This is a genomic window from Mesorhizobium sp. B2-8-5 (assembly GCF_006440675.2).
Classification (GTDB): Bacteria; Pseudomonadota; Alphaproteobacteria; order Rhizobiales; family Rhizobiaceae; genus Mesorhizobium.
The window spans coordinates 353146-374155 of sequence record NZ_CP083951.1 but is presented as its reverse complement, the minus strand read 5'-3'; the positions used below and the strand labels follow the sequence as shown (position 1 = coordinate 374155).

19 protein-coding genes are annotated in these 21010 nt (G+C 64.5%); 11 read left to right on the top strand and 8 right to left on the bottom strand.

What is annotated here, in order from left to right:
• Positions 1-91: 91 nt before the first annotated feature.
• Together FJ430_RS01760 and FJ430_RS01755 are read right to left on the bottom strand one after the other, a co-directional pair.
• The gene (locus tag FJ430_RS01760) at positions 92-1066 is read right to left on the bottom strand and encodes a WD40 repeat domain-containing protein (RefSeq protein ID WP_140702272.1); all 975 of its coding nucleotides are present in this window, start codon (positions 1064-1066) and stop codon (positions 92-94) included.
• Between the two features lie 228 nt (positions 1067-1294).
• Positions 1295-2353, bottom strand: coding sequence for a CobW family GTP-binding protein (locus FJ430_RS01755; protein WP_140644702.1), 1059 nt, complete (start codon positions 2351-2353; stop codon positions 1295-1297).
• A 386-nt stretch (positions 2354-2739) separates the two neighbouring features.
• On the opposite strand from FJ430_RS01755, the gene FJ430_RS01750 reads away from it, so the two are divergent.
• Positions 2740-3213, top strand: a complete 474-nt coding sequence (locus FJ430_RS01750) for a MarR family winged helix-turn-helix transcriptional regulator (RefSeq protein ID WP_040988911.1) — start codon at positions 2740-2742, stop codon at positions 3211-3213.
• 217 nt (positions 3214-3430) lie between these two features.
• Here the strand turns inward: FJ430_RS01750 and FJ430_RS01745 are convergent, their stop codons facing one another.
• Positions 3431-4288: an AraC family transcriptional regulator gene (locus FJ430_RS01745; protein WP_140702273.1), complete on the bottom strand. Its 858-nt coding sequence runs from the start codon at positions 4286-4288 to the stop codon at positions 3431-3433.
• 44 nt (positions 4289-4332) lie between these two features.
• Between FJ430_RS01745 and FJ430_RS01740 the strand changes: the two genes are divergently transcribed.
• The 6 genes from FJ430_RS01740 (at position 4333) to FJ430_RS01715 (ending at position 9237) form a co-directional block, all read left to right on the top strand.
• The gene (locus FJ430_RS01740) at positions 4333-4740 is read left to right on the top strand and encodes a DUF2000 family protein (protein WP_140702274.1); all 408 of its coding nucleotides are present in this window, start codon (positions 4333-4335) and stop codon (positions 4738-4740) included.
• A 178-nt stretch (positions 4741-4918) separates the two neighbouring features.
• Complete coding sequence (locus FJ430_RS01735) at positions 4919-5803, top strand: DMT family transporter (RefSeq protein WP_140702846.1); 885 nt, start codon at positions 4919-4921, stop codon at positions 5801-5803.
• A gap of 81 nt (positions 5804-5884) precedes the next feature.
• On the top strand, positions 5885-6907 hold the full coding sequence (locus FJ430_RS01730; protein ID WP_140644706.1) for a LacI family DNA-binding transcriptional regulator: 1023 nt from the start codon (positions 5885-5887) through the stop codon (positions 6905-6907).
• Positions 6904-7887: a 2-hydroxyacid dehydrogenase gene (locus tag FJ430_RS01725; protein ID WP_140702275.1), complete on the top strand. Its 984-nt coding sequence runs from the start codon at positions 6904-6906 to the stop codon at positions 7885-7887. Before FJ430_RS01730 ends, FJ430_RS01725 begins: the two co-directional genes overlap by 4 nt.
• A gap of 172 nt (positions 7888-8059) precedes the next feature.
• A complete protein-coding gene (locus FJ430_RS01720) occupies positions 8060-8449 on the top strand; it encodes a hypothetical protein (RefSeq protein ID WP_140702276.1) in 390 nt (129 codons plus the stop codon).
• Between the two features lie 149 nt (positions 8450-8598).
• On the top strand, positions 8599-9237 hold the full coding sequence (locus FJ430_RS01715; protein ID WP_181175211.1) for an outer membrane protein: 639 nt from the start codon (positions 8599-8601) through the stop codon (positions 9235-9237).
• A gap of 39 nt (positions 9238-9276) precedes the next feature.
• On the opposite strand, the gene FJ430_RS01710 is transcribed toward FJ430_RS01715, so the two are convergent.
• Positions 9277-10050 carry a gamma-glutamyl-gamma-aminobutyrate hydrolase family protein gene (locus FJ430_RS01710; protein WP_140702278.1) on the bottom strand — a complete coding sequence of 258 codons (774 nt, stop codon included), beginning with the start codon at positions 10048-10050 and terminating at the stop codon, positions 9277-9279.
• A gap of 266 nt (positions 10051-10316) precedes the next feature.
• On the opposite strand from FJ430_RS01710, the gene FJ430_RS01705 reads away from it, so the two are divergent.
• A complete protein-coding gene (locus FJ430_RS01705) occupies positions 10317-11426 on the top strand; it encodes a TRAP transporter substrate-binding protein (RefSeq protein WP_140644711.1) in 1110 nt (369 codons plus the stop codon).
• Positions 11427-11554: 128 nt separating this feature from the next.
• Here FJ430_RS01705 and FJ430_RS01700 read toward each other — a convergent pair whose 3' ends face one another.
• From FJ430_RS01700 to FJ430_RS01685, 4 genes are all read right to left on the bottom strand, one after another.
• Complete coding sequence (locus FJ430_RS01700; protein ID WP_140702280.1) at positions 11555-12583, bottom strand: zinc-dependent alcohol dehydrogenase family protein; 1029 nt, start codon at positions 12581-12583, stop codon at positions 11555-11557.
• A 10-nt stretch (positions 12584-12593) separates the two neighbouring features.
• Positions 12594-14378, bottom strand: a complete 1785-nt coding sequence (locus FJ430_RS01695) for a TRAP transporter large permease (RefSeq protein WP_140702848.1) — start codon at positions 14376-14378, stop codon at positions 12594-12596.
• The gene (locus FJ430_RS01690; protein ID WP_140702282.1) at positions 14378-14983 is read right to left on the bottom strand and encodes a TRAP transporter small permease subunit; all 606 of its coding nucleotides are present in this window, start codon (positions 14981-14983) and stop codon (positions 14378-14380) included. Before FJ430_RS01690 ends, FJ430_RS01695 begins: the two co-directional genes overlap by 1 nt.
• A 174-nt stretch (positions 14984-15157) precedes the next feature.
• Positions 15158-16063, bottom strand: a complete 906-nt coding sequence (locus FJ430_RS01685) for a branched-chain amino acid ABC transporter permease (protein ID WP_140702284.1) — start codon at positions 16061-16063, stop codon at positions 15158-15160.
• A gap of 95 nt (positions 16064-16158) precedes the next feature.
• Between FJ430_RS01685 and FJ430_RS01680 the strand changes: the two genes are divergently transcribed.
• From FJ430_RS01680 to FJ430_RS01670, 3 genes are all read left to right on the top strand, one after another.
• Positions 16159-16767 (top strand): CGNR zinc finger domain-containing protein, encoded by a 609-nt coding sequence (locus FJ430_RS01680; RefSeq protein WP_140644715.1) that lies wholly within the window; start codon positions 16159-16161, stop codon positions 16765-16767.
• Positions 16760-17290 (top strand): hypothetical protein, encoded by a 531-nt coding sequence (locus FJ430_RS01675; RefSeq protein ID WP_140702286.1) that lies wholly within the window; start codon positions 16760-16762, stop codon positions 17288-17290. Before FJ430_RS01680 ends, FJ430_RS01675 begins: the two co-directional genes overlap by 8 nt.
• Positions 17291-17498: 208 nt before the next feature.
• Positions 17499-20972 carry an indolepyruvate ferredoxin oxidoreductase family protein gene (locus FJ430_RS01670; RefSeq protein WP_140702288.1) on the top strand — a complete coding sequence of 1158 codons (3474 nt, stop codon included), beginning with the start codon at positions 17499-17501 and terminating at the stop codon, positions 20970-20972.
• The last annotated feature ends 38 nt before the right edge of the window (positions 20973-21010 follow it).

The following is a 21010-nucleotide window of genomic DNA, read 5'->3' as shown; positions in this document are numbered from 1 at the left end:
TCAGGCAGTAGGCAGTAGGCAGTAGGCAGTAGGCAGTAGGCAGTAGGCAGTAGGCAGTAGGTGCCGTCGTCCCTAAGCTATTCCCTACTGCCTACGCAGCGATATCGATCACGCCGCAATCGCCGGTCGCGCTGCCGAACACGATGCGGCGCTCTTCCTTGTCCCACATCATGGAGGTGATGGCGCCCTTGCCGGGGCGGCGCAGCAGCACTTCCTTGGCGTCGGCGAAGCGCGCCGCGATCACCATGCCGTCTTCGTAGCCGATCGCCACGACATCCTGGCTCGGATGGCAGGCAACGCATGTCACCATGGTGTTGCCGCGCGTGCCGAGCTCCAGCGGCGCCTTGCCCATCGGCCCGTCTTTGCTGGCGAAGGGCCAGACGATCGCCGCCGGCGCGCCCGAGCTCGCCAGCCATTTGCCCTTCACGCTCCAGGACAGGCTTTTCACCTTGCCCGGATAGCCGCTCATGCGCATGTGCTTGCCGTCGGCAAGCTTCCAGCCATGCAGCGCGTTTTCCTGCATGGTGGTGACGAGGAAGGCGCCGTCCGGCGAAAAGATGATGCCGGTATGGGCGCCCGCCCATTCGAGCTCCACCGGCTTGCCCTCGGCGGCCGGGAAATGCAGCGTCGCGCCATTGTAGCGGGCGACGCCGAAACGCATGCCCTTGGGCGAGAAGGCGAGCCCCTCTACCGAGCGCGGATGGTTAAATTCCTTGATCTTGCCGTCGGCGAAACGCACGAAGGCGGTCTTGCCCGAGGCATAGGCGATAGCGCCCTGCGGCCCCGAGGCGACGCTGGTGATCCACTTTTTGCCGGCGCTGGCCAGTTCGTCCACCTCGCCACCGGCCTTCACGGCAAACACCTTGCCGTCCTCGCCGCCGGTGATCAGCCGGTCGTTGGCCGCGTCGTGGAAGGTGGCAAGCAGGCCGTCATTGGCCTGCACCGTCTTTTGTCCATTGTCCAACCGATGGATCGCGCCGTCGGCCAAAGCGAAATGCGGCACGTCGTTGAGGAACACGGCCGCAACGCAATGGCCTTCGAGATCAAGCGGGGCGACTGTGGGCATGCAAGCGGTCCGTTCGAGAATAGCCAGCGCGGCTGGGTGTGGCTCCACCTTCTCCCCTTGTGGGAGAAGGTGGATTGGCGCGTAGCGCCAAGACGGATGAGGAGTGGGTGACGGATCGCCGTCGCTGCCAAGCTGGAGCACCCTCATCCGACCTCGCTTCGCGAGGCCACCTTCTCCCACAAGGAGAGAAGGACGAAGGGGCAGCGCTAGCGCCTGAAAGTCAGGAAATCAAGCCGCTTGGCAGGCTTCAAAACTCTTGCGCAACCGCTCGGCGTCGAGATCGCGGCCGATGAAGACCAGCCGGCTTTCGTGTTTCTCGCCGTCCTTCCATGCGCGCTGGTGATCGCCCTCGAGGATCATGTGCACGCCTTGCAGCACATAGCGGTCCTCGTCGCCCTTCAGCGCGATGATGCCCTTCAGCCGCAGGATGTTAGGCCCTTCCATCTGGGTCACTTTCTCGATCCAGGGGAAGAATTTCTTCGGGTCCATCTCGCCGCCGCGCAGCGACACCGACTTCACCGTCACGTCGTGGATGTCGGAGGCATGGTGGTGATGGTGATGATCGTGGCCGTCATGATGATGATGGTCGTGGTCGCAGTCCGGCCCGCATTCATGGTCGTGATCGTGGTCGTCCGCGTCGAGGAAGTGCGGATCGTTCTCCAGCGCGCGCGACAGGTCGAAGGCGCCGCGGTCGAGCACTTCGCTAAGCGCCACGCCGGAGCGCTGGGTGCGATGGATCCTGGCCGCCGGGTTGATGGCGCGGATCGTCGCTTCGACCTTTTCCAGCTCTTCGGGCGTGACGAGGTCGGTCTTGTTCAGCACCACCACGTCGGCGAAGGCGATCTGGTCCTCGGCCTCCTTGGAATCCTTCAAGCGCAGCGGCAGGTGCTTGGCGTCGACCAGCGCCACAACCGCGTCGAGCTTGGTCTTGGTGCGCACGTCGTCGTCCATGAAGAAGGTCTGCGCCACCGGCACCGGATCGGCGAGGCCGGTGGTCTCGACGACGATCGCGTCGAAGCGGCCAGGCCGTTTCATCAGGCCTTCGACGACGCGGATCAGGTCGCCGCGCACCGTACAGCACACGCAGCCATTGTTCATCTCGTAGATTTCCTCGTCGGATTCGACGATCAGGTCGTTGTCGATGCCGATCTCGCCGAACTCGTTGACGATGACGGCGTAGCGCTTGCCGTGATTCTCCGACAGGATGCGGTTGAGCAGCGTCGTCTTGCCCGCGCCGAGATAGCCGGTGAGAACGGTTACGGGGATTTGCGTCTGTGTATCGCTCATGGTTTGCCTCGAAAATCTTGGCCTCGAAAATCTTGAATTGTCGGCCTCATATAGGATGGGTGCCGCGCTTTTGCACGCGCCAAACCGATGGACCAGGCCGGCCTCTAGGCGGGATGGCGCCAAGCGCGGATCAGCGGCGGCCGAGGCGGGCCAAACTCAGGAGCCGCGCGGGCGCCCAATGGCCTTCACCAGCGTCCGCTGTGAATCTCTCCGGCGCAAAAGTCGTTTGTCATCTAACTGAAATAAACATCTGGCATCACCTGCGCGGGCACCGCAATGCTTGCCGGCAAAGCGTTCTGCAAGCCGGACTCTTTAGATCGTCATTTGCCAGCCGTCGGACAGCCTCTATGCTTGCCCGCGCCGGTTCGGCCGAAGAGGGAACGACCATGGCCAAGGCGGACAAGACAGCGACAATGAGCCGGCTGCATTCGGCGGCAAGGCTGGCGCGCACGGCGCTCGCCGCGCGGCTTCTGGCGCACGGCTTCTACGCCGGCCAGGACCAGATCATGCTGGCGCTCGACCGCGAGGACGGCCAGACCCCAGGCAATCTCGCCGGCCGGCTAGGCGTGCGCCCGCCGACTATCACCAAGACCATCAACCGGCTGCAGGCCCAGGGTTTCCTCGAAAAGCGCGCCTCCAACGCCGATGCCCGGCAGGCCCATATCTTCCTCACCGAGTCCGGCCGCGAAACCATCCGCGCCATCGAGAAGTCGGTCAAGAAGACCGAGAAGCAGGCGCTGAAGGGCCTCGACAAGAAGGACCAGAAAGCGCTGTTCAAGCTGCTCGCCCGTATCGAGGCGAACCTGTCGAACGAAGACCTGGTGCTTATGGACGACGACGCGGAGTTGGACGAAGCGTAAGCGCGACGCGCAGCGTCGTCGCTTAACCGCGAGACGGTCCCATTAACGAGCGACGCGCAAGCGTCGTCTCGAGCGACCTAAGCGCGATGCGCAGCATCGTCGCTCCACCCACCACCCAAGCATCGGCGGCTTAGCGGAAAGGCGACGATGCTGCGCATCGCGCCTGAGCGCCATCACCGGACGTCTCGCCGTTGAGCGACGATGCTGCGCATCGCGCTTACGCGCTTACCAGCGCCGCCCAGCGCCCTGGCGTCAATCCAAACGCCTTCTTGAAATGCCGGTTGAAATGGCTCTGGTCGCTGAAGCCGGCGGCAGCGGCGATCTCCGCCAGCGCCTCTCCTTCGGCGATCATCCGTCGCGCCCTTTGCAGTCTCCGCATCAGCAGGAAGCGATGCGGGCTGGTCGAATAGGTGGCGCGAAAATGGCGCGACAGCGCGTAACGGTCGAGGCCGGTGACGGCTTCCAGCTCATCGGAGCGCACCGGCCGCTCGGCATTTTCCTCCAGATAGTCGCGGGCAAGCGCGGCGGCACGGAATGCGGTCTTGCCTGTCGACTTTGCCGGCTGTCCGGCGTGGCGTTTCAGCTGTTGCGCCAGCTGCGCAACGAAATCCGCCACGAACAGGTCGCCGAGTGCTTCGTCCAGCGGCGCCAGCGCCGACAACAGCGTGTCGCGCAGCGCCGGATCGTCGACCACGGCGTCACGGACGAAAGGCAGCGGCTCGCCACCGAGGCAGTCGAGCAGCAGGGACGGCTCCAGATACAGGATCCTGTAGCGCAGGCCGTCTTCCGTTCCGGCGCCGCCATCGTGCAATTCGTCCGGGTGCAGCACGATCGCCTGGCCCGGCAGGCTGTGTTGCAGCGCGCCGCGATAATGGAAGCGCTGCACGCCGTGTAACGTCACGCCAATGGCATAGGTGTCGTGCCGGTGCAGCTCGAAGGCATTGCCGTGGAAGCGCGCCTCGATGCGTTCGAGGCCCGAGCCGCCCGGCGCCGAAACGATGCGATCGCCGTTGGCCGCATCCGCGCACGAACGTTCAAGACCTGCTTTCGCTTCTTCGCCTAGAGCCTGCGCCATCGCCTTTCCCGCCCGTCACGGGCCGTCTCGGAGTCTCAATCTTGGTGTTCGATACGAAAATTGCAATTGTCCTGAGAGAGGACCTGCCGGTGTGGCAGAAGCTCAACGTCACCGCGTTCCTGACCAGCGGCATCGTCGCGCAGTTCCCCGAAATCATCGGCGAGGCCTACCGTGACCGCGCCGGCAACCTCTACAACCCGATGTCGATCCAGCCGGTCATCGTCCTCTCGGCCGATGCGGCGACGCTGGGCACGATCCATAGCCGGGCATTGGAGCGCGGCGTGACGACGTCCGCCTATGTCGAGGAGATGTTTTCGACCGGCCATGATGTCGCCAATCGCGCCGTCTTCGCCGAATTCGCGCCGGACGATGCCAGGATCGTCGGCATCGCCTTGCGCGGCGACAAAAAGCTAGTCGACAAGATAACCAAGGGCGCCCGCATGCACGGCTGAACGCCGGAGGCGTTGTTGCAGTGGCCGCTTTTGGTCCGGCCACGTCGGACAATTGCCTTGCCGGCAGGCTTTGATTGCCGCAAAGGTGGGCTTCCGCCTTTGTTTTCCTTTCGGCCTGAATTTGTCTGTTTCCCGAACCCAAGACGACAGCGCAACGCCGCCCGCGGCGATGCTTTTGATGCTTTGCGTCTATGTCTGCTTCACCTTTCTCGACACCTCCAGCAAATACCTGGTGCTGGCCGGCGTCTCGGCGCTGATCGTCGCCTGGACCCGTTTCACCGTGCATGTGCTGTTGGTCGGCCTTTTCCTGCGCGGCTGGCGCGAGCCGGCACGTTTTCGCGCCAACAACCTGCCGGCGCATATCTTGCGCGGATGCATGCTTTTCGGCTCGACCATGTTCAACATCCTGGCGCTCAAGACGCTGCAGCTGGCGGAGACCACGTCGATCTATTTCTTCGGCCCGATGGTCATCACCGCGCTTGCCGGGCCGCTGCTCGGCGAATGGGCGGGCTGGCGGCGCTGGCTGGCGATCCTCACCGGCTTTGTCGGTGTTCTGATCATCACCCGGCCCGGCGTGGGCGTGTTCGGCATCGGCCATCTATTCGCGCTCTGCTCGATGCTGTCGAACAGTTTCTACGTCATCATGACGCGGCGCATGTCGGCGACGGAAACGTCGGAAAGCCTGATCCTGTTCTCGGCGCTGGCGCCGTCGGTGCTGCTGGCTCCGATGCTTGCCTTCTCGCCTGCGCTGCCGCACGGCGGCTTTCAATGGCTCATCGTCCTGATGCTGGGCGTCTTCGGCGCCGGCGGCCACTATTTGCTGGTCCGGGCCTATCGTCTGGCGACCACGACGCAGCTCGCGCCCTATCCCTATTCGCAGATGGTGTGGATGATCATTTCCGGCTGGCTGATCTTCCACCAGTTCCCCGATCGCTGGACGTTGCTGGGTGCTGCCATCATCGTTGCCAGCGGCCTCTACATCATCCACCGCGAGCACCGGCTTCGCGTCCGCAACTCCGCCTCGCTCGACACCGAAGCCGAGGCGCTGGCGAAAAAACTTTGATTTACGCCGAATCCGGTGGCATAAGGCCGTTTTAAAAAATTTAAAGATTTTGAATCCAAGGACCCTGGGGAGCGAAGGGCACTGGCACAGAAGATCAAGCTTTCGACGATCGCGGATGCGCTCGGCGTCTCCACGGCAACGGTATCGCTGGCGCTGCGCGACAGCCCGCTGGTTGCCGGCGCCACGCGCGAGCGCATCAAGGAGCACGCCCGCGCCATCGGCTATATCTACAACCGCCGAGCCGCCTCGCTGCGCACATCGCGCTCCGGCATCGTCGGCGTCGTCGTGCACGACATCATGAATCCGTTCTTCGCCGAGATCCTGCGCTCGATCGAAAGCGAGCTCGATCGCAGCCGCCAGACCTTCATCCTGTCCAACCACTACGACCAGTTGGAGAAGCAGCGCACCTTCATCGACACGCTGCTGCAGCTCGGCGCCGACGGCGTCATCATGTCGCCGGCCATCGGCACGCCGGCCGAGGATATCATCATGGCCGAGGAAAACGGCTTGCCGGCGGTGCTGATCGCGCGCACCGTCGCCGGCGCCGACGTGCCGGTGTTCCGCGGCGACGATGCCTATGGCACCGCACTGGCCACCAATCATCTGATCTCGCTCGGCCACAAGCGCATCGCCATGGTCGGCGGCACCGACCAGACCTCGACCGGCCGCGACCGCTACCAGGGCTATCTCAACGCGATGGAGGCGGCCGGCCTGGAGGTGAAGCCGTCCTGGCGCATTCCCGGGCCGCGCACCAAGCAGGCGGGTTTCGAGGCCGCGGGACAGTTTCTGGCGCTGAAGGACAGGCCCACCGCCGCCTGCTGCTGGAATGATCTGGTCGCGATCGGGCTGATGAACGGCATCGCGCGCGCCGGCCTTGTGCCGGGCGTCGATATCTCCGTGACCGGCTATGATGATCTCGAGGAGGCGGCGATCGCGACGCCGGCCCTGACCACGGTCTGGAACGGTCAGCGCGAGGTCGGCCGCCGCGCCGCGAGCGCCTTGCTCGACAAATTGAACGGGCAGGCGGTGCGGCCCTCGCAGGAGCTGATCAAGCCGGAATTGCACGTGCGGCAGTCGACCGGCAAGCCGGTGGAGCGTGCATGACCAAGGCCGAAGGAAAATTGCCGGTCGCCATCCTGGTGCCGGGCGATTTCAACGACCATGCCGTTGGCCGCATCGACAAGGCGTTCAAGCTTGTGCGGATCGAACGCGCCGACCCTGGGCTGGTGACGGACGAGATGCGCGCCACGGTGCGTGGCATCGCCTCCTATGCAGGCATCGACGCGGCGATGATCGACGCGCTGCCCGATCTCGAGATAATCGCCAGCTTCGGCGTCGGCTATGATTCGGTCGACGCCAATCACGCGGCCAAGCGCGGCGTCATGGTCACCAACACGCCCGACGTCTTGACCGAGGAGGTCGCCGACACCGCCATCGGCCTTTTGATCAACACCGTGCGCGAGCTCTACGCCGCGGAGAAATGGCTGCGCGATGGCGACTGGGTGGAGAAGGGCAATTATCGCCTGAGCCGGCTTACCTTGCGCGGCCGCAGCATTGGCATTTTCGGCATGGGCCGCATCGGCCGTGCCGTCGCCCGTCGCCTTGAAGCCTTCGGCCTGCCGATCGCTTACCACAACCGCCGCAAGGTCGAAGGCCTGCCTTACGAATATCATGCCACGCTGAAAGGCCTCGCCGAAGCCGTCGACACGCTGATCTGCATTGCCCCGGGCGGGGCCGCCACGGAGAAAGCGATCAATGCCGTGATCCTGTCGGCGCTGGGTTCGGACGGCGTCTTGGTCAACATCGGCCGCGGCTCGACGGTGGACGAGGCTGCGCTGGCCGCCGCCCTCGAGAGCGGCACCATCGCGGCCGCCGGGCTCGACGTCTTTGCCGATGAGCCGAACGTGCCGCAGGCTCTGCTCGACGCTCCCAACACCTCGCTTCTGCCGCATGTCGGCTCGGCGTCGGACCACACCCGCCGCGCCATGGCCGATCTGTGCGTCGACAATCTCGTCGCCTGGTTCACCGAGCGCCGGCCGCTGACGTCGGTGCCTGAGACGCTCAACGTCAAGGCGCGCGTCTGAAGCGTTTCGCCGTTTCATGGAAACGGCGAACGCCTATCTCTTTGTTTTGGTGCAATTCCAGACGGAAACCCGACCTGGAATTGCACCAATCCGCATAGGTCGCGACATCTATTAACGCCCACTTAACCCTTTGGAATGATTCTGCATATCTGGTTATGTGCGGAGAGACAGGGTGAAGCTGTTCGTTGGCTTGGTGGCGTCGGTCGTGTTGTTCGGGGGCGTTCAGTTCCTGCATGGCGGCAACGGCCAAAGCGTGGCCACGGAAGTCGCCCCGACAAACACTTACCGGCTGACCGCCAATGGCGATGAGGCGGCCTGCGCCATCCACCGCGGCGCCGAAGTCTCGGACGGTCTGTCGTTGCTTTCCGTCGCCCCGAACTGCCGCAAGCTGATGCCTGGCATCGAGCACGCGAAATTCTGGCGCGAACAGACCGACGGCTCGGTCGCCTTCAGCGAGAACGGCATCGATCCGATCGTCGCCTTCGGCGTTGCCGATGGCGACGGTTATGAATCCTACGCGCCGGCCGCGCCGCTTCTGGCGCTGACAGGTGACGGTCGGTAATCCCAAGGCGTGGTCTTTTTGCAACTTCGGATAGGAAAGCATCCCAGATGTGCTTGCCTGTCTTGCAATGCAACCAAAGTGGAATAAGTTCGTCGTGGCTTTGGGGTGCTTAAATGAAGTCCTTTCTTCTCGCTTCGACCATTATCGCCTTGTTTCCGGCCAGCGCTTTCGCCGCCGACGTGCTTTCTCCTGCTGCTCCGGCAGCTTATGAGTGGAGCGGTTTCTATGCCGGTGTTCAACTCGGCTATGGCTGGGGAAAAGTCGATAGTCACGATTCCTCGATAGCCACTGGCGCTTCCGACTGGGCCGACTCCTGGAACAGCAACGGCGTCCTCGGCGGTATTCATATCGGCTACAACCAGGCTTACGATCAATTCGTTCTTGGCGCCGAAGCCGACATCGAAGCCTCGGGAATGAGCGGCTCGGTGGATTCGGCCTTTGCAGGCAACATCAAGACCAGGATCGACGTGCAGGGGTCGCTGCGAGCGCGCCTTGGCTATGCGATGGGGCCGGCCCTCCTTTACGCCACGGGCGGTCTCGCCGTCGCTCACTTCGACACCAAATATGATGATGGCGGAACGACTGACAGCTCATCCAACACCAAGGCCGGGTGGACGGTGGGCGCTGGCGTCGAATATGCATTCGCACCGAACTGGACGACGCGCGTCGAGTATCGCTACAGCGATTTCGGCAAATTCACCGACAATCCGGCAACCGATAGCAGCTTCCTGTACCCGACGCATGTGACTACAAACGCCGTGCGCGTCGGCTTCAGCTACAAGTTCTGATCTGAATGGTGGAAGGCGGCGCTTGAGGCGCCGCTATCTCTATTCTGCTGCGGCGCGGGCGCCTGCCCTTGCTGCCGCATGCAGGCGTACCGCATCGCCGAATGCGCGGAAGATCTTGTCGGAATTGCTGTCCGACTTCACCCAATATTCGGGATGCCATTGCACTCCGACCGCGAAGGCGCGGGCATCCCTGACGGAGACTGCTTCGATCGTGCCGTCGCTAGCCAAAGCCTCGACCTGGAGCCTGGGGCCCAGCAGGTCGATCGCCTGGCGATGCAGGGAATTCACCTTGATTTCACCGGCGCCGAACACGCCGGCAAGGCAGCTTCCGGGCTTGATCGAAATCGTCTGGTGGATGCCGAAGCGCTCGTCCTGATTGTCGCTCACCGGCGCGCGGTGGTCGAGCGAGCCCTCGCGCTCCTGGATCTCGGTGCCCAGCGTGCCGCCGAGCGCGACGTTCAGCTCCTGGATGCCGCGGCAGATGGCTAAAAGCGGCACGCCGCGCTCGAGTGCCTTGCGGATCAGCGGCAGCGTGGTGGCATCGCGCGCCGGATCGTAAGGACCGTTGGCCTCGCTCGGGTCCCCGCCATAGAGCGAAGGATGCACATTGGACTTCGAGCCCGTCACCATGACGCCGTCGACCGACGACAGCAATTCATCGAGGTCGAGCCGATCGCCGAAGGACGGCACCAGCAAGGGGAACACGCCGGCGCCCGCGACGGCCGCTTCCAGATATTGCTGGGGGGCTGCGTGCCAGGTGTAATTGTCGAACTGGCGGACGTCGGTCGAGACGGCGACGAGCGGCTGCTGCATTTTGGGTTTGGTTTCCATCAGGCCAAGGAATTGTTCTGCCTATAAAATAAGCGATCCGTCGCGGCTTTTCCATGGCAAGTTTGGCTGCCTTGCATAGGCCAGTGGAGAGAACGTTAGACTATAGTTGCAGGCGGTTGCGGAATGGCGGCAACCTCGGCCCGCGGCGCTGGACTCGACTTCTTGCCTGTGTATGTTTCTCCCCCAACCGATCAGGGCACCGAGGATGCCCTCGCATCGGTCAGCTGATCCGCAAGGGAGGAAACTTAATGGATCGTCGTTCATTCATTCGCAAGGCCGGCGCGTCCGGCGTGGGCGCCGCCGCCGCGGCCGCGGCACTTGCCACGCCGGCCATTGCGCAGTCCAACCCGAAAGTGACCTGGCGGCTTGCGTCATCCTTCCCGAAGTCGCTCGACACGATCTATGGCGGCGCTGAAGTCTTCTCCAAGATGCTGTCTGAGGCGACCGACGGCAATTTCCAGATCCAGGTCTTCGCTTCGGGCGAGCTGGTGCCCGGCCTGCAGGCCGCCGACGCCGCCGCCGCTGGCACCGTCGAAGCGGCGCATACGGTCGCCTATTATTACTGGGGCAAGGATCCTACCTGGGCGCTCGGCGCCGCCGTGCCGTTCTCGCTCAACGCGCGCGGCATGAATGCCTGGCACTATCATGGCGGCGGCATCGACCTGTTCAACGAATTCCTTGGGGCGCAAGGGTTGTTCGGCCTGCCGGGCGGCAACACCGGCGTCCAGATGGGCGGCTGGTTCCGCAAGGAAATCAACAGCGTCGCCGATCTGTCGGGCCTCAAGATGCGCATCGGCGGCTTTGCCGGCAAGGTCGTCGAGAAGCTCGGCGTGGTGCCGCAGCAGATCGCCGGCGGCGACATCTACCCGGCACTGGAAAAGGGCACCATCGACGCAGCCGAATGGGTCGGCCCCTATGACGACGAGAAGCTCGGCTTCTACAAGGTCGCGCCCTATTACTACTATCCCGGCTGGTGGGAAGGCGGCCCGACCGTCCACCTGCTCTTCAACAAGGCAAAATACGAAGAACTCTCCCCGACTTACAAATCGCTGGTGCGCACCGCGGCGCAGGCCGCGGATGCCAACATGCTGCAGAAATACGACTATGTGAATCCGCCGGCGGTGCGGCGGCTGGTGGCTGGCGGCGCCAAGCTCAGGCCGTTCAGCCAGGAGATCATGGCCGCCTGCTTCGAGAAGGCCAACGAGGTCTACGCCGAGATGGAATCCAACAACGCGCCGTTCAAGAAGATCTGGGAATCGATCAAGGCCTTCCGCAAGGAGCACTATCTCTGGGCCCAGGTCGCCGAATACAATTACGACACCTTCATGATGGTGCAGCAGCGCAACGGCAAGCTGTAGGCCCAGTCCCTTGTCCCCGTCACTATACGGGGACAAGGTCCCGGCAGGGGACGAGGGGCGGCGCCGGCTTCGGCAGTTTAGAAATTCCCCCTGGAGAGAGGCGCTGGGGGCACAAACGATGGAAGGTCTTAACCTCGGCCCGGCATCACCAGCACCTTGACCTCGCCCGGCGCCGGCGGGCTGGCGATGACCTGGGGCGCTTCCCCCAGGCTGACCTGCCTCGAGATCAATCGGTCGATCTCGATCGCGCCGGAGGCGATCAGCTGAGCCGCCCGTCCGTGCGTGAACGGGTTGAGGAAGGAACCCAGCACTTTCAATTCCCTGAACAGCAGATCGAACGGCTCGATCTCCACCTTCATGCCCTGCGGCACGACGCCGACGATGACGACCGTGCCGCCGGCACGAGCCATCCGCAGCGACTGCTCCACCGTGTCGCGCACGCCGGCGCATTCCAGCACCACGTCGACGCCGCCGGGCGCCAGGCCGGTCGGTCCGGCGATGGCCGCGATTGGATCGCTGGCGCTTGGATCGATCGTCGCGGTCGCGCCAAGTTCCTCGGCAAGCGCGCGTCGCGAGGCCTGTCTTGTCGACAGGATGACGGTCGTTGCGCCCGCCAACTTCGCCAGTTGCACGACAAGCAGGCCGATGACGCCGCCGCCGAGCACCGCCACCGACGAACCCGGCCGGATCGCGGCAAGGTCGATGCCGTGCAGGCAGCAGGCCAGCGGCTCGCAGAAGGCGCCATGCGTCGGCTTGAGATTTGCCGGCAGCCGAAAAGCCTGCTTCTGCGGCATCAGCACATAGTCGGCAAAGCCGCCGTCGCGATGGATGCCGATGGCGCTCAGATTGCTGCAGAGATTGACGCGGCCGGCATGGCAGTGGGCGCAGCGCCCGCAGGCGATGTTGGGATCGCCGGTGACGCGGTCGCCGACGGCAATGCCTGACACCGCCTCGCCGACGGCTTCGACGATGCCGGAGAACTCATGGCCGAGCGTCACCGGCGGCATGCAGGGAAATTCGCCATGGAAAAGGTGCCGGTCGGTGCCGCAGACGCCGCAGGCCTCGATGCGCACGAGAACGTCTTCCGGCCCGGGAACGGGTTTGGGGACCTCTCGCAACCCTATGCTGCCCACTGCCTCCAACCGTATGGCTCTCATGGCGATAACCTCAATTGAATTTGGGCGGCTGCGAGAGATCGGGCGCGGGGGCCGGCTTGGCCGGCGCGTCGCCGAAGCTCGGCGGCTGTGACAGGTCGGGCGTGCTGGGCGCCGCCGGCGCACCGCCCTTGGCCGGCGCCGCGCCATTGTCCGCCGGCGGCGTGCCGAGCGGCGACAGCGAAGGCATGTCGGGCAGTTTGAGGTCGATGGTGCTAGGCTCCACCGCGGGGCCTTTATAGCGCATGACCATCTGCGGGAAGGCGATGGTGAGCCCGATCATGATCACCTGGATCAGGACGAACGGCACGGCGCCCCAATAGATCTGGCCGGTGGTAACCGGCGCGACCTGCTTGCCGGTGATCCTGTCGAGGTATGGCACGCGGGCCGCCACCGAACGCAGATAGAACAGCGCGAAGCCGAAGGGCGGATGCATGAAGCTCGTCTGCATGTTGACACCGAGCAGCACGCCGAACCAGATCAGGTCGATGCCGAGCTTGTCCGCCGCCGGCGCCAAGAGCGGCACGATGATGAAGGCGAGCTCGAAGAAATCGAGGAAGAAGGCGAGCACGAAGACCAGGATGTTGACGCCGATCAGGAAGCCGGTCTCGCCGCCCGGCAGCGAGGTCAGCAGATGCTCGACCCAGATATGGCCGTTGACGCCGTAGAAGGTGAGCGAGAAGACGCGCGCGCCGATCAGGATGAACAGCACGAAGGCGGAAAGCCGGGTCGTCGAGGCCAGAGCCTGATTGACGACGTCCCTCGTCAGGCGGCCCTTCATCGCCGCCATGATGAGCGCGCCGACGGCGCCCATGGCGCCGCCTTCGGTCGGCGTGGCGATGCCGAGGAAGATCGTGCCCAGCACCAGGAAGATCAGCGCCAGCGGCGGGATCAGCACGATCACCACCTGCTGCGCCAGCTTGGACATGAGGTTGAGTCCCAGCCGCTGGTCCGCGATGGCGACGACATAGATGACGATGACGCCGACGGCGAAGCCCAGGATATCGGCATTTTCGCCGTGGTTTGGCGCAAGGTAGCGATAGGCTGCGTAGGAAATCGCGCCCGTCACCACAAGTGCCACCAGCAGAGATATCACGCCGTGACCGAGGGTACGGGCTTCGAGCGGCAGCGCCGGCATCGAGTTCGGCCGGACGATCGACATGATCAGGATGTAGAGCACGTAGATGCCGGTCAGCACGAGGCCAGGGATCAACGCGCCGGCGTACATGTCGCCGACCGAGCGTCCCAGCTGGTCGGCGAGCACGATCAGCACCAGCGACGGCGGAATGATCTGGGCGAGCGTGCCGGAGGCTGCGATGACGCCGGAGGCCACGCGGCGGTCATAGCCGTAGCGCAGCATGATCGGCAGCGAGATCAGCCCCATGGCGATGACGGAAGCGGCGACCACGCCGGTCGTGGCGGCAAGCAGCGCGCCGACAAAGACCACCGCATAGGCAAGGCCGCCGCGGATCGGCCCGAACAGCTGGCCGATCGTGTCGAGCAGGTCCTCGGCCATGCCGGACCGTTCGAGCACGATGCCCATGAAGGTGAAGAAGGGTATCGCCAGCAGCGTGTCGTTGGACATCACCCTGGTGCCGTAGAAATTGTCTGGCAGCGCATGCAGCAGCGGCCAGGCAAGGTTGATCGACCCGCCTGAATAGGGCGAGACCAGCACGCCGATGAAGAAGAACAGCAAGCCGTTGGCGGCGAGCGAGAAGGCGACGGGATAGCCGATCAAAAGAAAGATGACCAGCGAAGCGAACATGATCGGCGCCATGTTCTGCGCGATGAATTCGATCACGGACGGACCTCGCCCGCGATCGCCTTGGCCTCTTCGGCCAGCGCTTCCGCCTCGAGCTTGGCCTGGTCATGCGCCGACACGAAGGGATTGGGATCGTCCATGTCGCCGCGCATGATGGCGATCTTCTTGATGATCTCGGAAACCCCTTGCAGCGCGAGCAGGAAGAAACCGACCAGAAGGATGGCCTTGGCCGGCCACACGATCAGCCCGCCGGCATTGGTCGACATCTCGCCGCTGCGGAAGGACAGCGACACATAGGGCACGAAATAGATCACCATCAGAACCACGAATGGCATCAGGAAGAACAGGTGGCCGAGCAGGTCGATCCAGTGCTGCGCGCGCCGCGAGAGCATGCCGTAGACAATGTCGATGCGGATATGGTCGTTCTGCTTCAGCGTGTAGGCGGCGGCCAGCATGAAGGCGCCGCCGAACAGGTACCACTGCAACTCCAGCCACGCGTTGGAGGACGTGTCGAACACCTTACGGATGACGGCATTGCCGGCGCTCACCAGGATCGCGAGCAGGATCAGCCAGGAGACCCAGCGGCCGATGAACTCGTTGATGCGGTCGATCGTCCTGGATAGAGCGAGCAGCCCTGCCATGCATATCCTCCCTGGCCATGCGGCGCGCCCGATTCCCCCTCCGGTGTCGCGTCGCTTGGCCCAACGGTATGCAGTGCGTGGTCCGGCAGGTCAACATGACAGGCAGGACGAAGCGGGCACGGCGGCGGAAACCCCGCAGGCTCACCGAACGTCATGCAACCAAAGTCTGATGGTTCAGGCGATCTTGGCCTGGTCGCGCCCGGCGCCGATCAGCACCAGCATGGCGACGAGGAAGAGATAGATCCAGGCGTCGCGCCATTCGAGCGGGAAATAGCCGGCCCAAAGCGATTCCGCCATGCCGAAAGCCGCGGCGCCAAGCGCCGCCTTGAGCGGCGACAGATAGCCTCCGACCGCCGTCACGAACAGGATTTTGAGGCCGTAGATCAGCCCGGTGCCGAAGGAGACATTGCCGTAATAGAGGCCGGCAAGCACGCCGGCCAGGGCGGCGCATAAGCCGCCGAACAGCACGGCAAGGCGGAACACAGCGCGCACATCGACACCGCACATCGCCGCCGCTTTCGGATCGTCGGAGACGGCGCGCCAGGCGCGGCCGAAGCGCGAATGCCAAAACAGCCAAGCCGCCAGCGCTACGACCGCGATCACGCCCGCGCAATCGAGCAGCTGGATGACGGTGAGCGTGACCTTGAAGCCGTCGCCCTCAGCGAAGATCACGGGGTTGGCGAGCATCGGCGGCAGCCAGAGATCGTGCGTGTCGGCGGCGATGCGGCTCGCCTCCGACAGGAAGAGCAGGATGCCGAGCGTCGTCACCACGATGGCGTTGGGCGAGCGGTCGGCGAGCCTCTCGAAAACGCTGCGCGACAACACGTGGCTGATCAGCGCCGCATAGAGTACAGCCGCGATCACCCCGAGCGCTACCGCGGCGGCCAGCGTCAGCCACAGCGCCTGGTAGCCGAAAGCGGCGGCCAGGATCATCGTCTGGCCGCAAAAGGCGAACAGCGCGCCATAGGCGAGGTTGGTCCGATGCAGGATGCCGTTGGTCAGCACATAGCCGAAAGCGAGCAGCGCATAGAGCGCGCCCGAATGCAGCCCGTTCAGCACCTGCTGGAAGAAATAGAGCATGCGGCATCCCAGGGGTCGCATGACGCGACCCTGCATGGACCGTTGCATTCGGAATCTAACTTGTCAAATGCGTTTTATCGGTTAGATTCCCGCGCATGACAGTCTCCTGGACCCCGCACCGTTTCACCGGTGGCATCCTTGCGCTCGATACGGCGAACACCGTCGTATTGCGCAACGATCCGGAAAAAACCTTCGACCGTTTCGACGACCCGGCCGAGATCGCCCGTTTCGCCGAGGCGGCGAGCGGCTTTCGCGCCGCCGAACTCGGCGGCAGGCGGCTGCGGGCGCCGGAGCCGGGCGAGATAAAGCAAGCCGTCATCTCGATTCGCGAAACGACTGATCGCCTGTTTCGCCACGCCGTGTCGAACGGCGCGCTCGCGACCAGCCACCTGCCTGATTTCCTCACGGCCTGTGCAAGCGGCCTGTCCGGCAGCGAGACCGAGATCGGAACGCCTGGCCAGCCTTTCGGCGATCCGCAAACACCGATCGCCTTCGAGGCGGCTTTGGCCGTTTCGGCCCTGTCGCTGCTGCGCGACGAAACGGTGGCGAGGCTGAGGATCTGTCCCAATTGCAGCTGGCTGTTCGTCGACCGCAGCCGCAACGCCAGCCGCCTCTGGTGCGACATGGCCGTTTGCGGCAACCGCCAGAAGGCAAACCGTTATTACCGCCGCCGTACAGCGGCGAGGGAGGTCAGCAATGCTTAGGAAACTGTCGCGTTCGGCTCTGGTCGGCGCCGCCTTGATGGCGGCATTCGCGCTCGGCGCCTGCCGCGACACCGGCAACGACCAGCTCTTTGCCATTTCCGGCAAGCTGTTCGAGTTCAATTACCGGCTGGCCATCGCCACCTATGTCATCACGCTGAAGCCGCTGCGCCCGATGGTCGACGGCCAGGTCGCGGTGGTGAGCTTCCAGAACCCGGCTGGCGGCGACCCGCTCATCGTCAACCAGAAGATCTGGCCGAAGCTGCCCCACATCACGCTCACCAGTCCGCCGCTCTCATGCGTGGTCAAGGACAAGCCCTACAGCGTCTCGATCCGCATCGAGGATGCGAGCGGCACGTTGCTGCAGAGCATCGACACCACCATGACCTCGTCGGAAGACCAGACCATGCTGCCGGACCGGCCGCTGGTGATCGGGCCGAACTACGAGCTGAATTCCGATCTGGCCGGCCATCCCGACGGCAGGCTGCCGGGCGAACCGAAGCCGGATTGCTCGAAAGCGACCTGAAACGCCGGCGCCCGCGCGAAATTTTTATTCCTCAGGAAGCGGTTAGCATGATCTTGTATGCGCCGCCGGCCACTCGCCAGACCGTTTGTTGCGTGTTATCTGGCTCCTGCGATTTTGTTTGACCTCTCCCGCAAGGGAAGAAAGACTGCGGCGTCCCACTCCGACGTTGGCTGCCTGATTTGAGGCGCCTCCGCAGAGGAAATACCTGATGACGCTGCACGACGTCGCGCTCGACGACAAGTTCGACCTTGGCAAGGAGAGCGTCTTCCTGTCCGGCGCGCAGGCGGTCGTGCGCATGCTTCTGATGCAGCGCGAGCGCGACCGCCGCGCCGGCCTCAACACGGCAGGCTTCGTCTCCGGCTACCGCGGCTCGCCGCTTGGCGGCCTCGACATGCAGCTGTGGCGGGCCAAGAAACAGCTCGCGCAAGCCGACATCGTCTTCCAGCCCGGCCTCAACGAGGAGCTCGCGGCAACCGCCTGCTGGGGCTCGCAGCAGACCGAATTGCTGGGCGAGGGCACGCATGACGGCGTCTTTTCGGTCTGGTACGGCAAGGGGCCGGGCGTCGACCGTTCCGGCGACGTCTTCCGCCACGCCAATCTAGCCGGCTCGTCGAAGCATGGCGGCGTGCTCGCCCTGATGGGCGACGACCATATGGCCGAATCCTCGACCAACGCGCACGCCACCGAATTCCTGTTCGTCGACACCATGGTGCCGATCCTCAATCCGGCCGGCGTCCAGGAGATCATCGACTACGGCCTCTACGGCTTTGCCATGTCGCGCTTTGCCGGCACCTGGGCGGCGATCAAATGCGTCAAGGACAACATCGAATCGACGGCCTCGGTCGACGCCTCGATCGAGCGTCTGGGCATCGTCATTCCCGAATTCGACATGCCGCCGGGCGGGCTGAACATCCGCCACGAGATCGACATGCTCGGCCAGGAAGAGCGGCTGCATGAGTATAAGCGCGCCGCCGCTTCGGCCTTCATCCAGGCCAATGGTCTCAACCGCGTCGTCTATTCCGGCGGCCGCAATCCCAAGCTCGGCGTCATCACCATCGGCAAGAGCTATCTCGATGTCCGCCAGGCGCTGGAGGATATCGGCATCGACGAACAGGCCGCCAACCGCATCGGCATCCGCCTGTTCAAGGTCGGCTGCCCGTGGCCGCTCGATTTCCAGCATATCGCCGAGTTCGCCCGCGGCCTCGACACCATCGTCGTCGTTGAGGAAAAGCGCTCGCTGATCGAGGTGCAGCTGCGCGAGAACCTCTACGGCACCGCCATCCAGCCGGTGATCGTCGGCAAGAAGGACGAGCGCGGCGATTGGCTGTTTCCGGCCAAGGGCGCGCTCGACCCCAACGAGATCGCCATCGCGCTCGGCGAGCGCATCCTGCGCACCATCGGCCCGTCGGAGGAGATCGCCGCGCGGGTGGCGAAGCTGCGCCAGTTCCAGGCGATGCTCGCCGACACCGTCGATATCGGTTCGCGCACGCCCTTCTTCTGCTCGGGCTGTCCGCACAATTCCTCGACCAAGGTGCCGGACGGCTCGATCGCCGCCGCCGGCATCGGCTGCCATTTCATGGCGCTGTGGATGGACAGGAACACCGTCGGCTTCACCGCCATGGGCGGCGAGGGCGCGCAATGGGTCGGCCAGGCGCCGTTCTCGAAGCGCGGCCACATCTTCCAGAACCTCGGCGACGGCACCTACAACCATTCCGGCGTGCTGGCGATCCGCTTCGCGCTGTCCTCCGGCGCCAACATCACCTACAAGATCCTCTACAACGATGCGGTGGCGATGACCGGCGGCCAACCGCATGAGGGTGGCCTGACCGTCGACATGATAGCGAGACAAGTGCGAGCCGAGGGCGTCGACCGCATCGCCGTCGTCACCGACGAGCCGGACAAATATGCCGGCAAGGCCGATTTCCCGGCCGGCATCAGCATCCATCATCGTGACGACCTCGATCTCGTCCAGCGCGAATTGCGCGACGTGCAGGGCGTTTCGGTGCTCATCTACGACCAGACCTGTGCCGCCGAAAAGCGCCGGCGCCGCAAGCGCGGCACCTTTCCCGATCCCGACAAGCGCGTCTTCATCAACGAACTGGTCTGCGAAGGCTGCGGCGATTGCGGCGTGCAGTCGAACTGCGTCTCCATCCAGCCGGTCGAAACCGAATTCGGCCGCAAGCGCCGGATCGACCAGTCGAGCTGCAACAAGGATTTTTCCTGCCTCAACGGCTTCTGCCCGTCCTTCGTCACCGTGCACGGCGGCAAGATCAGGAAGGCCGAAGGCATCGCCGGCAGGGCCGATCCGCTCGACGGCGTGCCGGCGCCGGCCGAGTTCCGCATGGGCAACCAGGGCTGGGCGGCGATCATCGACGGGGTGGGCGGCACCGGCGTCGTCACCGTCGGCGCGGTGCTTGGCATGGCCGCGCATCTGGAAGGCAAGGGCTGCGGCATGATCGACATGGCGGGCCTCGCCCAGAAGGGCGGCTCGGTCTTCACCCATGTCCGCATCGCCCCGACGCCCGAGGACATCCACGCCATTCGCGTTTCAGCCGGCAAGGCCGACCTCGTGCTCGGCTGCGACCTCGTCGTCTCCGGCGCCAAGAAGGTGCTGGGCGCGGTGCGCGAGGGCCACACCATCTTCCTCGCCAATACTGCCGAGATCATGCCTGGCGAATTCACCCGTTCCGCCGACTTCTCGCTGCCGGTCGAGCGGCTGAAGAAGGCGATTCGGGCGGCTGCCGGCGACGACAAGGCGCATTTCTTCGACGCAACCCGCACCGCGACCGCGCTGTTCGGCAATTCGCTCGGCGCCAACATGTTCATGCTCGGCTTCGCCTTCCAGCATGGCGGCCTGCCGCTTTCGGCGGAAGCGGTTGAAAAGGCGATAGAATTGAACGGCGAAGCGGTGGCGATGAATATCGCCGCCTTCCGCTGGGGCCGCCGCGCCGCGCACCAGCCCGATTTCGTGCGTGGCCTGGTCAGCCAGACGGGCAAGCCGGCGTCCCGACCGGCCGAGACGCTGGACGATGTGATCGCCCGCCGCGTCGCCTTCCTTACCGCCTATCAGAACGCCGTCTATGCCAGGCGCTACGCCGACCGCGTGGCGACGTTGCGCGCCGCCGAAGGCAAGGCCGTGCCCGGCTCGTCCGTGGTGACCGAGGCCGTCGCCAGGAACCTCTTCAAGCTGATGGCGATCAAGGACGAGTATGAGGTGGCGCGACTCTACACCGACGGCACTTTCGCCGCCGACCTCGCCAAGCAGTTCCAGAGCTACGACAAGCTCGAGTTCCATCTCGCGCCGCCGATCGTCGGGCGGCGCGGCAATGACGGCAAGCCCCGGAAATCGAGCTTCGGCCCATGGATGATGAAGGGCTTCCGGCTGCTGGCGGCGATGAAGGGCCTGCGCGGAACCGCCTTCGACCTTTTCGGCTACACGGCCGAGCGGCGCATCGAGCGGCAGTCGCTGAGGCAGTACGAGGCCGATCTTGACCTGATCGCCGGCGCGCTGGCGCCGGGCAGGGTGGAAGCCGCGACGGCTCTGGCCTCCGTGCCGGCGCTCATCCGCGGCTACGGCCACGTCCGGCAGGCCAGCGCCGACAAGGCGGCGGGCGAGCGCTCGCGACTGATCGAGCGTCTGGCTCAGGCTCCGGCGGAGCCGGCGCTTCGGGCAGCGGAATGATCGCGCCGGCGCGTTGACGCCGCGCCAAACCCCCTGAA